We start from the raw sequence: 14,381 nt of genomic DNA, 5'->3' as shown, positions 1-14,381 counted from the left end.
CATGCCTGCCGACGGGGGTAAAACTGATTACTTCTCGTCGACTTTTAGCACACTGTTGAGTTCTCAAACATCAGACGCACACCCACCAGACAGACCCACATCAGGGCCCACCCACCAGGGGCTGGTCTATCGTACGCGGCTCGTGATCACCGGGTCAAACCCGGGGTCCTGCCACGATCACTCTCCGTTGTCAGCGGTCAGTCTCCGGAACTCAGTTCCTGGCGTTAACCGTTTCGGTTCGAGTGGTTGCTCGCTCCGAGTGCCCGGCCTCTCGGCCTTGCGCTCCGTCGTGCGGTGCAACAAGAAGAACATTACTCAGACGACCGGAGCAGGGTCAAATCCGTGCGGTGTGACCCCGGCCATAGTCGCGACGGGACTCGACGGATCCCTGCAACGGCGCGCTTTCCGCGGCGCAGGACGAGCCAGGAGCCGTGCAGGGCGTCCAGGGAGGCGAGCGGTGCCTCGGCGTCGTCGACCCGGCTGTTGTTGACGTACGCGCCCCCCTCGCACACCGCGCGGCGCGCGGCGGAGCGCGAGTCGACGAGGCCGGTCTCGAGGAGGGCGTCCGTGAGCGTGGCGTCGCCAGGCAGCTCGACGACGCCCGCCTCCCCCAGCGCGGCCGCGAGGGTGTCCTCCGGCAGCTCGGCCAGCTCTCCGCGGCCGAACAGGGCCGTCGACGCGAGCTCCGCGGCGTCGACCTCGCCCTGCCCGTGCACGAGCGCCGTGACCTCGGCGGCGAGACGTCGCTGTGCGAGGCGTCGCCCGGGTGCGGCAGCGTGCTCGGCCATGAGCGCGTCGACCTCGTCGACCGGCACGAAGGTGAACTGCTTGAGGTACTCCCCCACCTTCGTGTCCTCGGCCTGGATCCACGACTGGTAGAAGGCGTAGGGGCTCATGAGCTCGCGGTCGAGCCACACCGTCCCCGACTCCGTCTTGCCGAACTTCGTGCCGTCGGCCTTCGTGATGAGCGGGGTCGCGAGGGCGTGCACCCGGCGTCCCTCCGAGCGACGGACGAGCTCGACGCCGGCGGTGATGTTGCCCCACTGGTCGCTGCCGCCGGTCTGCAGCACGCAGCCGTGCCGACGGTGCAGCTCCAGGTAGTCCATCGACTGGAGCAGGACGTAGCTGAACTCGGTGTAGCTGATGCCGCTCTCGAGCCGGCTGCTCACCACGTCGCGGGCCAGCATGCGGTTCACCGGGAAGTGCTTCCCGATGTCGCGCAGGAAGTCGATCGTGCTGAGGGACTCGGTCCAGTCGAGGTTGTTGACCATCGTCGCGCCGTTCTCGCCCTCCAGGTCGACGAAGCGGACGACCTGGTCGCGGATCCGCTCCACCCAGGTCGCGACGGTCTCGCGGGTGTTCATGACCCGTTCGCCGGTCTCCTTGGGGTCGCCGATGAGGCCGGTGGAGCCGCCGACGAGCAGGAGCGGTCGGTGCCCGGCGAGCTGGAGCCGCCTGGCGGTGAGGATCTGCAGCAGGTTGCCGACGTGCAGGCTGGGAGCGGTCGGGTCGAAGCCCACGTAGTAGACGATCGGGCCGGCGTCCATCTCGGCCCGCAGCGCCTCGAGGTCGGTCGAGTGCGCCACGAGTCCGCGGGCGGTCAGGTCGTCGAGGACGGATCCTCCGGCTGTGCTCACGTGGGGCTCCTGGTCGGTCGGGGCGGACGGGCCCATTCTGGCGCGCGACCGCGACGGTCCGCGCAGCGGCGTCGGGAACACCGGCGACGGCCCGGCGGTTGGGACGGTCATGACGGTGGACGTGCAGATCTGGTCGGACGTGGCGTGCCCCTGGTGCTACGTCGGGAAGCGGCGCTTCGAGAAGGCCGTGGAACGGTTCCGGGAGGAGGGCGGCGACGTGCAGGTCACCTACCGCAGCTTCGAGCTGTCGCCGGACACACCGGTCGACTTCGAGGGCGACGAGGTCGACTTCCTCGCCCGCCACAAGGGCATGGCGCGCGAGCAGGTGGTGGGCATGCTCGCGCAGATGACCGAGGTCGCGTCCGACGAGGGGCTCGACTACGACTTCGGGGCGCTGCAGCACACGAACACCGTGCTGGCGCACCGGCTGCTCCACCACGCGCGCGCCGAGGGTCGTCAGGAGGAGATGAAGGAGCGGCTGCTCGCCGCGTACTTCGTCGAGGGCCGGCACGTGGGTCGGGTGGACGACCTCGCCGACCTCGCCGCGGAGGTCGGGCTCGACCGCGACGGCGTCGTGGCAGCCCTGTCTGGCGACGCCTACCTCGAGCAGGTGCGCGCCGACCAGGAGCAGGCGGTGGCGCTCGGCATCCGCGGCGTCCCGTTCTTCGTGCTCGACGACCGGCTCGGCGTCTCCGGCGCGCAGGACCCTGACACCTTCCTCGGCGCGCTGCGCCGCGCTGCCGAGGAGCAGCCCGCGTGACCGGCCCGCTGGAGATGCTCGGCGACGACGCCGCGGCGGTCTGCGTCGACGGTGTGTGCGCCGTCCCCACGACGACGGCCCCGTCCGAGCGGTCTGCTCAGGACGGGGCCGACGACGCGGGCCTCCAGCGCACGGGCTCACCACGCGAGGACGGGGTCAGCCGCGAGGCTTGACCGCCAGCACCGGGCAGGTCGCGTCGAGGAGCACCCGCTGCGACACGCTGCCCATCAGCGCCTTGCCGACCGGCGAACGGTGCCGCACGCCGACGACGACGAGGTCGGCGTCGCGCTCCTGCGCGACCCGCACCACCTCGGCGCCGACGTCGGGCACGACCTCCTGGAGCACCTCGACCTCCCCCACGCGCTCGCGCAGGCGGGCGACGGTGTCCGCGTCGGCGAAGTGCGGGTCGACGTAGGCGTCGCCCCGGGTCGCGTTGACGACGACGAGCGGGACCGAGCGTCGGCTCGCCTCCTCGGCGCCGGCGGCCAGGGCCGCCTCGCCGTACTCGTCCGGGCTGTAGGCCACGACCACTGCGGTCATGCGGACACCTCCTCCTTCTCGACGGTCGACGCGCCGCGACGGGCGGCACGGCCGCGCACGGCGGCGACGGCCATCGCGACCAGCGCGAGGACCAGCACCGCGTACACGACCTTCGCGACGGGCTCGCTCCACAGCGTGGAGACCTCGCCGCCGGACAGCGCCAGGGCCTGGGTCAGCTGGTTCTCCAGCGACGGGCCGAGGATCACCCCGACGATCAGCGGCAGCACCGGAAGCCCGAACCGGCGCATGGCGACGCCGAGGAAGCCGAGCACCAGCAGCAGGGCCAGGTCGAACGGCTCGAAGCTGACGCTGTAGGCACCGAGGGACGCGAAGAACAGGATGCCCGCGTAGAGGTAGGGCCGCGGCACCCGCAGGAGCTTCGCCCAGATCGGCGCGAGCGGCAGGTTCAGCACCAGCAGCAGCGTGTTGGCGACGAACAGGCTGGCCAGCAGGGTCCACACGAGCGCGGGCTCGTTGTCGAAGAGCTGGGGACCGGGCTGGATGCCGTAGGACTGGATGGCGTTCAGCATGATCGCGGCCGTGGCCGTGGTGGGCAGGCCGATCGCCAGCAGCGGCACCATCGTGCCCGCGGCCGAGGCGTTGTTCGCAGCCTCGGGGCCGGCGACGCCCTCGATGGCGCCCTTGCCGAACTCCTCGGGGTGCTTCGTGAGCCGGCGCTCGGTGATGTAGGACAGGAAGGTCGGCACCTCGGCGCCACCGGCGGGCAGCGCGCCGAAGGGGAAGCCGAACGCGGTGCCGCGCAGCCACGGCTTCCAGGAGCGGCCCCAGTCCTTGCGGTCCATCCAGGGGCGGCCGACGGGGATGACCTGCAGCGGCCGGCGGCGCAGGTGCGCCGCGACCCACAGGGCCTCCCCGATGGCGAAGATGGCGACGGCCACCACGACGACGTCGATGCCGTCGGCCAGCAGCGGGCTGCCGAAGGTGAGCCGCGCCTGCCCGGTCGACGTGCCCACCAGCGCGATGGCGAGGCCGAGGAACAGCGCGATGAAGCCACGCATCTTCGAGCTGCCGAGGACGGCCGAGACGGCGACCAGCGCGAGCAGCAGGATCGCGAAGTACGACGGGGCGCCCAGCTGCACGACGGCCGAGGAGACCTTGGGCGCGAACAGCACCAGGAGCGCGGTCGCGATGGTGCCGGCGACGAAGGACCCGATGGCGGCGGTCGCGAGGGCCTGGGCGGCCCGGCCCCGCTTCGCCATCTGGTTGCCCTCGATCGCGGTGACGACCGACGAGGACTCCCCTGGTGTGTTGAGCAGGATCGACGTCGTCGACCCGCCGTACATGCCGCCGTAGTAGATGCCGGCGAACATGATGAGGGCGCTGTCGACCGGGACCGTGTAGGTGATCGGGAAGAGCAGGGCCAGCGTCATGGCCGGCCCGATGCCCGGCAGGACGCCGACCGCGGTGCCGAGCAGGACGCCGATGACGGCGTACAGCAGGTTCTCGGGCGTGAGGGCGTTCATCAGCCCGTCAAGGAACAGGTCCATCAGAGCACTCCGTCCAGGATCCCCGCGGGGATCGGCAGACCCAGGCCGACGTAGAAGCCGTACCAGGTGATGAGGGAGAGGGCGGCGCCGATCGCGACGTCCTTGAGCAGCGTGCGGCTGCCGAGCGCCCACGCGCAGCCCGCGAAGAGCAGAGCGCCCGTGATCGCCCAGCCGAGCGTGTCGACGAGGATCACGTTCGCGAGGAACACGCCGGCCAGCTTCGCGACGGTGAACCAGTCGCTGGGCTCGGTGAGATCGACGTCCTCGCCGCCCTCCGGCTCCGCGACGTTGCCGCGCGCCGTGGCGACGGCGAGCGTCACGGCCAGCACCAGCAGCGCGGTGCCGACGACGTAGGGCAGGAACGAGGGCTGCACGGGCTGGTCGGCGAAGCCGGGCCGCAGACCGGTCGCGTCGACCACGACGACGACGCCCACGACGGCCAGGAAGGCCGCGAGCCCGTACTGGGCACGGTCGACGACGCGTGGTCCCTCGGGACCCGTCGTCGTCTCGGTGGTGGTGCTCATGACAGTCCCAGCTCCTTCAGCGTCGAGTCGACGCGCTCGTCCTGCTCGGTGAGGAAGGTCCCGAACTCCTCGCCGGTGGCGAAGGCGTCGATCCATCCGTTGCGCTTCAGCGCCTCGCGCCACTCGGGCGTGTCGTGCATCTCGGTGACCAGCCCGGTCAGGTACTCGCGCGTCGCGTCGTCGATGCCGGGCGGGGCGAGCAGGCCGCGCCAGTTGGTGAAGACGAGGTCGATGTCGGACTCGGTGAGGGTCGGGGCGTCGATCCCGTCGAGGCGCTCGTCGCCGGAGACCGCGAGCACGCGCAGCGAGCCGTCGTCGATCTGGCCCTGGAACTCGCCGAGGCCGGACGTGCCGACCTGGATCTTCTCGCCGAGCAGGGCCGTGGTGAGCGGTCCGCCGCCGTCGTAGGCGATGTAGTTGACGTCCTTCGGGTCGATGCCGAGGGTCTGCGCGAGCTGCATCGGGAAGAGGTGGTCCGGGCCGCCGGGCGACGAGCCGCCGCCGACGGTGACGGACCGCGGGTCCTTCTTCCAGGCGGTGACGAGGTCGTCGACCGTCTTGAACGGGGAGTCGGCCGGCACGAGCAGCCCCTCCTGCTCCTCGACGAGACGCGCGATGGGCGTCGCCTTCGAGACGCGGGCCGCCGAGTCGTTGGTGTACGTCGCGCCGACGACGCCGAGGCCCATGAGCATGACGAGGTCGTCGGCGCCGCGCTCGTTCAGCAGCCGCTGCATGGCGACCGTGCCGCTGGCGCCGATGACGTTCGTGATCTCGAAGCGACCCGTGAGGTCGTCCTCCTCCATGACCTGGGCCGCGGCGCGACCGGTGAGGTCGTAGCCGCCGCCCGGGCTGTTCGGGATCATCATGCGCAGACGGCGGTTGTCGGGGTCGTCGCCGCCGCGCGTCACGCCGCACGCGCCGAGCGTCGCGGCGAGTGCGAGGACGAGCGCCATGACGGTCGCCGTCCGGGTCCTGCGGGGGCGACGTGCGGGTCGTCGCTGACCTGTGTCGGCCATCACACCTCCTGGTGGGTCGACCCGAGCATGACGGCGAACGTGGCCTGCGTCACGATTGGGTGCGCAAAGGAGGTTGTGTTCGTTGTGGTCGCCGCGACCGGGCCGACGTACGTTGGCCGGTCAGTTCCTGCTGCTCCAGCTCGCCGTCGTCGCGCTCGTGCTGGTGATCGTCGGCGTGCTCTCGCTGCAGCAGGCCACCCGCGGGTTCGAGGACGACCGCGGGGCGCGGCTGCGCTCGACCGCGGAGTACCTCGCGAACGTCGCCGTCGTGCGCTCGCGTCTCGGCTCGACCGACGCGTCGCGCGTGCTCGCACCGGCCATCGACCGGGCGCGGTCGCTGTCCGGCGCCGACGTCGTGTCGGTGACCGACCGGGACGGGCGGGTGGTCGCGTCGTCCAGGCCGTCGCTGGTGGGCACGGAGGCGCCGCTCGGGGGCAGCCGCGTCCTGGAGGGCCGCGGGTGGACGGGGTCGGTGCCGACCGACCGTGGGCGCACGCTCGCCGGGCACGCTCCGGTGCTGGCCGACGACGGGTCGTTCGCAGGCGCCGTCCTGGCGGAGCAGAAGTACCCGACGGCCTGGCAGCGCGCGACCAACGCCGCACCCGACCTCGCGCTCTTCCTGGGGGTGGGCGCGGGCCTCGGCATCCTCGGCTCCTGGACCGTCTCGCGCATCGTGCGCCGGCGCACGCGCGGGCTCGCCGCCGGTGACTTCGCCCGACTCGCCGACCACCGCGAGGCGCTCCTGCACGGCATCCGCGAGGGCGTCCTGGGCGTCGACCCCGACGGTCGGGTCAGCATGGTCAACGACGCGGCCCTCGAGCTGCTCGGCCTCGAGGGGCCGGTGCTGGGCCGCCGTGTGGTCGACGTCGCCGCCGAGCCCGACGTCGCCGCGCTCCTGCAGGACCAAGGCGACGCGAGCGACGTGGTGCTCGTGACGCGCGACCGCGTGCTGGTGCTGAACCGACGCCGCGCGGCGACCCGGGGCGAGGGCGTCGGCACCGTCGTCACGATGCGCGACCGCACGGAGCTCGTCGAGGTGCAGCAGCAGCTCGGCTCGAACCTGACCATCACCGACGCGCTGCGCGCGCAGACGCACGAGTTCGCCAACCAGCTGCACACCATCGGTGGTCTGCTGGAGCTCGACGAGCCGGAGGAGGCGCGCGCCCTCGTGACGCACATCGTGGGATCCCGTGCGGCGCGGCAGGACGACCTCGCCGACCACGTGGAGGACCCGGCCACGGCTGCGTTGCTGCTCGCGAAGTCGAGCCAGGCGGACGAGGCGGGCGTGCTGCTCAGCCTCGACCCGGACTGCGAGATCCCTCCGCTCGACACCGGTCTGGCGGCCGACGTGACGACGATCCTCGGCAACCTCGTCGACAACGCCGTCGACGCGTGCCGGGGCACGCCGGGCGCGGAGGTGCGGGTGACGGGCCGCGCCGACGACGACGCGCTCGTCCTGGAGGTGGAGGACAGCGGCGACGGCGTGCCCGCCGAGCTGCGGTCGGCGGTGTTCGTGCGCGGCTACTCCACCAAGCCCGACGTGCTGGGCGGCCGCGGCGTCGGCCTGGCGCTGGTGCGGCTCCTGTGCGAGCGACGTGGTGGGTCGGTGACGATCGACGCCGCGCGGCCTAGCCTGTTCCGCGTGGTGCTGCCCTGGGAGTCGACGTGACGTCGGTGCTGGTCGTCGACGACGACTTCATGGTCGCGCGGCTCAACGCCAGGTTCGTCGAGCGCACCGAGGGCTTCGAGGTCGTGGGCGTCGCCGCGAACGGCGAGGAGGCGATCGCGCTGTGCGCGGCGCTCGACCCCGACCTCGTCCTCCTCGACGTGCACCTGCCGGACCTCGGCGGGCTGCAGGTGCTCGCTCGGCTCCGCGAGGCGGGGAGCCGCGCCGGCGTGATCATGGTGACGGCCGAGCGCGACGCCGACACGGTGCGGGCCGCCGTGGCGGGCGGCGCGATGCAGTACGTCGTCAAGCCGTTCGAGCAGCACGACCTCGCAGAGCGCCTGCACCGCGTCCGCAACGCCCTCCTCGCCCTGGGCGAGGGCGACGCCGACCAGGCCACCATCGACCGCGCGTTCGGTGCGGCGCGCAGCCCGTCCAGGGTCGCTCCCCTGCCGAAGGGGCTCAGCCGGGAGACGGCGCAGCTCGTGGAGGGCCTGCTGGAGCAGGACGAGGAGGTCTCCTCCTCCGACGCCGCCGAGCGGCTCGGCCTCTCGCGCGTGACCGCGCGTCGCTACCTCGAGCACTTCGTCACCACGGGCGAGGCGCAGGTCCGGCTGCGCTACGGCGGCGCCGGACGCCCGGAGCGCCGCTACCGTCGCCCCTGACCTCGCGCCTGGCCTTCCTCGACGCCGACGACGAGGACCTTCGGCAGTCCCGGCCGGGTCCTTGGCCTTCCCCGCGACCAGGCCGTGTGGCACCCTTCTGCCATGCAGACCACGACCTCGCTCCCGACGTCGCTCGTGCGCCCGGCGCCCGCGCCGCGCCCGAGCCTGCTGTGGTCGGCGGTCAGCGCGTTCCTCGTCGGCGGGCTCACCGTCCTCGACCGGCTGCTGGAGCGCCTCGGTCGCTGACCGCGCCTCCTCATCGAGCCGCGCAACGGGGACGGCCCTGCACGTTCGCCGTCTCGGTCCCGAGGGTGTCCTCCGCGGTGGTGGCCGGCGTCCTCGCTGTCCGTCGTCAGCGCCTGGCCCCCGCGAGGAGGGCACGCGCGAGCGACGTGTGGTCGGGATGACAGGATTTGAACCTGCGACCCTCCGCTCCCAAAGCGGATGCGCTACCAAGCTGCGCTACATCCCGATGCCCCCGCGCGGACGGCGCGGTGGGGCGAGGCACGAGTGTAGCCCCGTGGGGGCGGGGCTCAGGTCGCCGCGGGGCGTCCCTCGGGCTGCTCCTCCTCCGCGACGTGGCGCTGACGCGTGTTGAGGAAGTGCCGCTCGACGAGCAGGTAGAAGCCGTAGCAGATCACCATCACGACGGGGACCACGAGGAACGTCAGCACGAGGTACTGCGTGACGGTGCCGAGGCCGAGGGGCAGCAGCAGGAGGTTCGCCAGGCCGATGAGCGGGCTGTGGCACAGGTAGAGCGTGTAGGAGAAGAGGCCGAGCCGCAGCAGCGGAGCGCTCGAGAGGACCCGCAGCACCGCGGGACGATCGCCGCGCAGGTAGACGTGGCCGGCCCAGACGAGCAGCGCCGCGACGGCGAGGCCCAGGGCCATCTCGGGCCAGTAGGTCGTCTTGTACAGCCAGTCGCGGTGGTTGATCTTCGCGCTGCGCGCGACGAAGAGCGCCACCGGCGCGGCGAGCAGGAGCGCCAGGCCCACCCAGCGGGCGACCTTGTCGGCTCCGGGACGCAGGGTCAGCTGCGCGGCCCACATGCCTGCCGCGAACAGGCAGATGTACCAGGGGTGCATGAACTCGTAGCTGCCGCCGACCGCCAGCCACCCGGTCCACACCGCCGTCACCAGCACCACCAGCGACGGGGGCACCAGCCGGAACAGCGGCAGCAGCACGAGCGCCATGATGAAGTAGATCTGGAACTCGGCCGCGACGCTCCACAGCGGTCCGTTGATCTCGCCGAACCAGTCGCGGTCGAGGTTGTGCACCATCAGCAGGTGCGAGACCAGCCCGTCGGTCGTCACGGGGATCTTGGTGTCCCACTGGGTGTTGCGCGGCTCGCCCATGAGCGGGACGAACCAGATGAGCACCAGCGCCATGAGCAGCGAGAAGTAGTACGGCGGGAGGATGCGACGGCTGCGCCGCTTGACGAAGTCCCAGGTGCCGCGCCGGAAGCGCAGGCCCTCGGGGTTCGTCGCCACGGGGAGCATGAGCAGGTAGCCGGACAGCACGATGAAGATGGCCACCCCGACGTAGCCGGAGCTGATCGCCCACGACCACGTCGGCATCGCCCGGTACGCGTCGCCACGCTCCCCCGTGTAGAGGAACGTGTGGTACAGCACCACCGACAGGGCGGCCAGGCCACGCAGGCCGTCCAGGTACGGGAACTCGATGCGCTTGCTCACCGAGCCAGCCTAGGCACCCACCGGTCCCCCGGGGTCACCTGCCCTGTCGTGTCGCGCCCCTCACCCGAACCAGCTGATGTCGTCGGTCCCGTCGCCGTCGTAGTCGCCGACGACGGCCTGGTAGACGGCGCCGCCGTCGAACGAGGGCACCTTCGTGACCTGGGGCGTGCCCGTGCGACGCAGCGTGGACCACTGCACCTCGCTGACCGAGCGGGGCCCGTACCAGAGCACCTCGGCGCCCGGCGTCGAGCGGTCGAAGTCGCCCGCGACCGGGACGCGCCCGGCCGTCCGGGTCGCCGAGTCGACGGCGAACGACGTGCGGGTGGCCGACGAGCCCTTCCACCAGACCGTCGCCCGCGCCTGCCCCGGCACGTACCAGAGGAGGTCGTCGACCCCGTCGGCGTCGAAGTCGGCGACGGCCGGGGCCGTGGTGCCCGGGCCGGGGATGTCGCCCTGGCGGCGCGCCATCGTGCCGGCTGACGCGTCCCAGGTCCACCGCTCGTCCGAGGCCTTGCCGGGCACGTACCACCACAGCTCGTCGCCGGGACGTCCGTCGACGTTCGCGACGATCGGGATCGCGGTCCGGTCCTGCGCGAGCGGGATCTTCTGCCAGCCACCCGCCCGCGAGAGCCACAGCTCGTCGCGTCGGGCGTTCGGCTCGTAGTGACGCTTGTTGCGCGGGTCGAGGAAGTCGTTGTGCGGGTCGGCGCCCGGCTGGTACCAGTAGACGTCGGTGTGGCCGTCGCCGTCGAAGTCGCCCGAGACGGGCACGAACGCCCCGGCCTGGCGCACCAGCGCCGCCGAGCCCGACCGCAGCGTCCGGGCACCCTTGGCGCCGAGGCGTGCGGCGTCCGCCCGTCCCCAGCCGCCGTAGTAGCCGACGTCGTCGACGCCGTCGTGGTCCAGGTCGGCGACGAACGGCACGAACGCGCCACTCGCGTCCTGCTTGACGCGGGTGAACGCGCCGTTGCCGCCGAACCACGTGCCGCCCTCGCGACCGGGCGCGGCAGCGACGGCCCGCTGCCGGATCGAGACGCGCTTCGTGCGCGGGTCGACGGTGAACTCGGCGGTGCGCAGGGTCCGGCCGCCGGTGCCGGTGCTCCCGCTGGCCGTCGGGTAGGCGTGGTACGCGAGCAGGTGGCGACCTCGGGCGTCGGTCAGGGCGTCCGCACCGCCGGGGCCGTAGGAGCCGCGCGCCGAGGTGAGCAGCCGGTTCGAGCCAGGACGGGTGCACGGCGCCGACGGGCCGCGCTTGCACACCGCGTAGCCGGTGGCGTAGCGGGTGCTCGTGTACTCGTTGCCGGAGTAGAAGAGGACGTAGACCCCGTTCACCTTCGCCATGGACGGGTTCTCGACGACGCGTCCCTCCCAGGAGCCGCGCGGGGTCGTGAGCAGCCGCACGGGCTTGGACCCCTTGAGGAACCGTGTGCCGCTGGAGTCCAGCCGGCGCGACCAGAGGGTCGGCAGGTTGCCCTGCAGGTTGCCCTCCGTCTTGTAGAGCAGGTACGAGCGGTTGTTCGCCGGGTCGGTGAACACCTCCGGGTCGATGACGCCGGCCGGGTCGCGGCGTGTGTCGGTGCGCACGATCGGCGAGGAGGAGACGGACGAGTAGAGGCCCGTCGCGACCGACGCCGCCGCCCGGTAGATGGCGAACCGGCCGTAGGAGGAGTAGCGGTCGGACACCTTCACGGCACTGAACAGCACCCACCGTCCGCCCACGAAGTCGAAGCCTGGCGCCCACATCTCGCGCGGGTCGCAGCCCGACCGGGTGCGCGGCGTCTCCGTGCACGACGCGTACGAGCCCCAGCGCGGTGCGTCGATCCCGTCGTTGAAGAAACCGCGACCCTCGCCGTCGCGCGTGCGGTTGCCGTCGGCGTACTGCGTGCGGGCCGTCCAGAGGCTGAGGTCGCCGGACCAGACGAAGGGCAGGTCGCTGCCACCGTGGTTCGTCGACGTCGCGAGCACGTACGGACCGAGGGAGACGGCGCTCGGGTCGGGGTGCTGCTGACCCTGCAGCGGCACCCCCGGCTTGAGCCAGTCGTTGGGCTTCTTCGGCGACGCGCCCGTGGCGGGGACCGCCGCGAGCACGAGGGCGGTCGCCACGGCGACCACGATCCGTCCAGTCCTCATGGAAGGACAGTAGGTCGGGTCCTGCCGTCGTGGGGACGAAAGGCCCGATCCGTCCACGGGCCGCCGGCCGGTGGGTCGGCATGAGTCCGGCCACAGGCCCTGGGTTCGACGTGCGGACGCATCGATTCGGTTGAACAGTGAAGAAGATGGGCGCGGCCGACCGCCGCCGCCCCTACCCGATCCGAAGGAGAGAGATGACCACCGTCTTCGACCCGATCACCGTCGGCGCCTGGACGCTGCCGCAGCGTTTCGTCATGGCCCCGCTCACGCGCAACCGCGCGGAGGCCGGCGGCGTGCCCGGCGACCTCGCCGCCACGTACTACGGCCAGCGCGCCGGCGCGGGCCTGATCGTCACCGAGGGCACGCAGCCCTCGGCCGTCGGCCAGGGCTACCTCGACACGCCGGGTCTGCACTCCTCGGAGCAGGTCGAGGGCTGGCGCAAGGTCGCCGACGCCGTGCACGCGCGCGACGGACGCATCGTCGCGCAGCTGATGCACGTGGGTCGCATCGCGCACCCGGACAACAAGGACGGTCTCGAGACCGTCGCCCCGAGCGCTCTCACGGCCCCCGGGGAGATGGTGACGGCCGACGGGCAGAAGCCGCACGTGGAGCCGCGCGCCCTGGAGACGTCGGAGGTGCCGGGCCTGGTCGAGGAGTTCGTGCAGGCGGCGCGCAACGCGGTCGAGGCCGGCCTCGACGGCGTCGAGGTGCACGGCGCGAACGGCTACGTCCTGCACCAGTTCCTCGCACCGTCGACGAACGAGCGCACCGACGAGTACGGCGGCAGCCCCGAGAACCGCGCGCGCCTGACGATCGACGTCGTGCGGGCCGTCGCCGAGGCGATCGGGGCCGACAAGGTGGGTCTGCGCATCTCCCCCGCGCACAACATCCAGGGCGTCCTCGAGACCGACCCCGACGACACCCGCGCCACCTACGAGGCGCTGGTCGACGGCATCGCCGACCTCGGCATCGCCTACCTGAGCATCCTCGGCGACCCCGACGGCGAGCTGTTCCAGGACCTGCGCACACGTTTCGGCGGCACGGTCGTCGCGAACACGGGCTTCACCCAGGTCACCGACCTCGACGAGGTCAAGCACATCGTCGACGGCGGCCTCGCCGACCTGGTGGCCGTCGGCCGCCCGTTCCTCGCCAACCCCGACCTCGTCGAGCGCTGGCGCGACGGCACGGAGCTGAACGAGCCGAACCCGGACACGTTCTACGGCGGTGGCGCCGAGGGGTACACCGACTACCCGACCCGCGACGCGTCCTGACCGATGGCGCACGTCGTGGTGGTCGGAGCCGGGCTGTCCGGTGTCGTGTGCGCCCGTGAGCTCGTCGCCCACGGGCACGAGGTCGTCGTCCGCGACACCGGACGGCGCCCCGGGGGGCGCATGGCCCTGCGCCGCCACGACGGGCGCGTCGTCGACATCGGAGCGAGCTACTTCACCGTCCGCGACGACGCGTTCGCCGCCGTCGTGGACGACTGGGAGCTGCGCGGGCTCGCGCGACCCTGGACCGACCGTTTCACCGCCTGGACGCCCAGCGGTCACGAGGTCAAGCCCGGCCCGCTGCGATGGGCCGCGCCCGACGGTCTGCGCGGCCTCGTGGAGGACCTCGCCGGACGGCTCGACGTGCGCAGCGCCGACCCGGTGGGCCGCGTCGAGGTCGGTCCGGACCGCCCGAGCGTCGACGGCGAGCGGGCCGACGCGGTCGTGCTCGCCATGCCCGACCCCCAGGCGCGACGTCTGCTCGAGCCGGGCACCCCGGCCCACGACGTGCTCGACGACCCCTACGAGCCGGCGCTCGCCCTGACGGCCGGGTGGGACGAGCGGACGTGGCCCGACGAGGACGGGATCTTCGTCGGCGACCACCCGGATCTCGCGTGGGTCGCCGACGACGGGCTGCGGCGCGGTGACCGCGCGCCGGTCCTCGTGGCCCACAGCACCGCGGACCGGGCGCGGCAGCACCTCGACGACCCGGCATCGGCCGCAGGACCGATGCTGGCCGCGCTGCGCGAGGTCGTCGACGTCCCCGACGCCGAGCCGACCCTGGTGCACGTGCAGCGCTGGACCTTCTCGCGACCCGCGCACGGCCACGACGCCACGTTCCACCTCGGCGACGACGGGGTCGGCGCGTGCGGCGACGCGTGGGGTCCGACGTCGTCGGTCGAGACGGCGTACGTGTCAGGCCGGGCGCTCGGGCTGGCCCTGGTGGAGCGCCTGGCCTGACACGGTCGCTGTC

14 protein-coding genes and 1 tRNA gene are annotated in these 14,381 nt (G+C 72.5%); 7 read left to right on the top strand and 8 right to left on the bottom strand.

The features are described 5' to 3' along the window. Positions 1-311: 311 nt before the first annotated feature. Positions 312-1,637 (bottom strand): tyrosine--tRNA ligase, encoded by a 1,326-nt coding sequence (gene tyrS, locus NH339_RS08720; protein WP_253024436.1) that lies wholly within the window; start codon positions 1,635-1,637, stop codon positions 312-314. 115 nt (positions 1,638-1,752) lie between these two features. Between tyrS and NH339_RS08715 the strand changes: the two genes are divergently transcribed. Together NH339_RS08715 and NH339_RS08710 are read left to right on the top strand one after the other, a co-directional pair. Next, positions 1,753-2,397 (top strand): DsbA family protein, encoded by a 645-nt coding sequence (locus tag NH339_RS08715; RefSeq protein ID WP_253024434.1) that lies wholly within the window; start codon positions 1,753-1,755, stop codon positions 2,395-2,397. Beyond that, complete coding sequence (locus NH339_RS08710; protein ID WP_253024432.1) at positions 2,394-2,570, top strand: hypothetical protein; 177 nt, start codon at positions 2,394-2,396, stop codon at positions 2,568-2,570. Before NH339_RS08715 ends, NH339_RS08710 begins: the two co-directional genes overlap by 4 nt. Here NH339_RS08710 and NH339_RS08705 read toward each other — a convergent pair. From NH339_RS08705 to NH339_RS08690, 4 genes are read right to left on the bottom strand one after another with little or no spacing between them, the layout of a single operon-like run. Next, on the bottom strand, positions 2,554-2,937 hold the full coding sequence (locus NH339_RS08705; protein WP_253024430.1) for a universal stress protein: 384 nt from the start codon (positions 2,935-2,937) through the stop codon (positions 2,554-2,556). The genes NH339_RS08710 and NH339_RS08705 overlap by 17 nt on opposite strands. Then, the gene (locus NH339_RS08700; RefSeq protein ID WP_253024428.1) at positions 2,934-4,445 is read right to left on the bottom strand and encodes a tripartite tricarboxylate transporter permease; all 1,512 of its coding nucleotides are present in this window, start codon (positions 4,443-4,445) and stop codon (positions 2,934-2,936) included. Before NH339_RS08700 ends, NH339_RS08705 begins: the two co-directional genes overlap by 4 nt. Beyond that, entirely contained in the window at positions 4,445-4,969 is a 525-nt protein-coding gene (locus tag NH339_RS08695) for a tripartite tricarboxylate transporter TctB family protein (protein WP_253024426.1), read from the bottom strand. Before NH339_RS08695 ends, NH339_RS08700 begins: the two co-directional genes overlap by 1 nt. After that, positions 4,966-5,985, bottom strand: coding sequence for a tripartite tricarboxylate transporter substrate binding protein (locus tag NH339_RS08690; RefSeq protein WP_253024424.1), 1,020 nt, complete (start codon positions 5,983-5,985; stop codon positions 4,966-4,968). Before NH339_RS08690 ends, NH339_RS08695 begins: the two co-directional genes overlap by 4 nt. An 82-nt stretch (positions 5,986-6,067) precedes the next feature. Here NH339_RS08690 and NH339_RS08685 point away from each other — a divergent pair, with 82 nt between their 5' ends. The 3 genes from NH339_RS08685 (at position 6,068) to NH339_RS08675 (ending at position 8,562) form a co-directional block, all read left to right on the top strand. Beyond that, complete coding sequence (locus tag NH339_RS08685; protein WP_253024422.1) at positions 6,068-7,654, top strand: ATP-binding protein; 1,587 nt, start codon at positions 6,068-6,070, stop codon at positions 7,652-7,654. After that, a complete protein-coding gene (locus tag NH339_RS08680) occupies positions 7,651-8,316 on the top strand; it encodes a response regulator (RefSeq protein WP_083516254.1) in 666 nt (221 codons plus the stop codon). Before NH339_RS08685 ends, NH339_RS08680 begins: the two co-directional genes overlap by 4 nt. A gap of 102 nt (positions 8,317-8,418) precedes the next feature. Further along, positions 8,419-8,562, top strand: a complete 144-nt coding sequence (locus NH339_RS08675) for a hypothetical protein (protein ID WP_253024420.1) — start codon at positions 8,419-8,421, stop codon at positions 8,560-8,562. A 149-nt stretch (positions 8,563-8,711) separates the two neighbouring features. Here the strand turns inward: NH339_RS08675 and NH339_RS08670 are convergent. The 3 genes from NH339_RS08670 to NH339_RS08660 form a co-directional block, all read right to left on the bottom strand. Then, a tRNA-Pro gene (locus NH339_RS08670) sits at positions 8,712-8,788 on the bottom strand. Positions 8,789-8,849: 61 nt separating this feature from the next. Continuing rightward, complete coding sequence (locus tag NH339_RS08665; RefSeq protein WP_253024418.1) at positions 8,850-10,010, bottom strand: acyltransferase; 1,161 nt, start codon at positions 10,008-10,010, stop codon at positions 8,850-8,852. A 60-nt stretch (positions 10,011-10,070) separates the two neighbouring features. Continuing rightward, positions 10,071-12,140 (bottom strand): family 43 glycosylhydrolase, encoded by a 2,070-nt coding sequence (locus tag NH339_RS08660; protein ID WP_253024416.1) that lies wholly within the window; start codon positions 12,138-12,140, stop codon positions 10,071-10,073. Between the two features lie 194 nt (positions 12,141-12,334). Here NH339_RS08660 and NH339_RS08655 point away from each other — a divergent pair, with 194 nt between their 5' ends. After that, on the top strand, positions 12,335-13,411 hold the full coding sequence (locus NH339_RS08655) for an alkene reductase (RefSeq protein ID WP_253024414.1): 1,077 nt from the start codon (positions 12,335-12,337) through the stop codon (positions 13,409-13,411). Positions 13,412-13,414: 3 nt separating this feature from the next. Then, the gene (locus NH339_RS08650; protein ID WP_253024412.1) at positions 13,415-14,368 is read left to right on the top strand and encodes an NAD(P)/FAD-dependent oxidoreductase; all 954 of its coding nucleotides are present in this window, start codon (positions 13,415-13,417) and stop codon (positions 14,366-14,368) included. Positions 14,369-14,381 lie beyond the last annotated feature (13 nt).

Source organism: Aeromicrobium sp. CnD17-E (assembly GCF_024124745.1).
In the GTDB taxonomy this organism is placed as follows: Bacteria; Actinomycetota; Actinomycetes; order Propionibacteriales; family Nocardioidaceae; genus Aeromicrobium.
The sequence above is the reverse complement of the archived record's forward strand: the minus strand, read 5'-3'. Positions and strand labels throughout refer to the sequence as shown.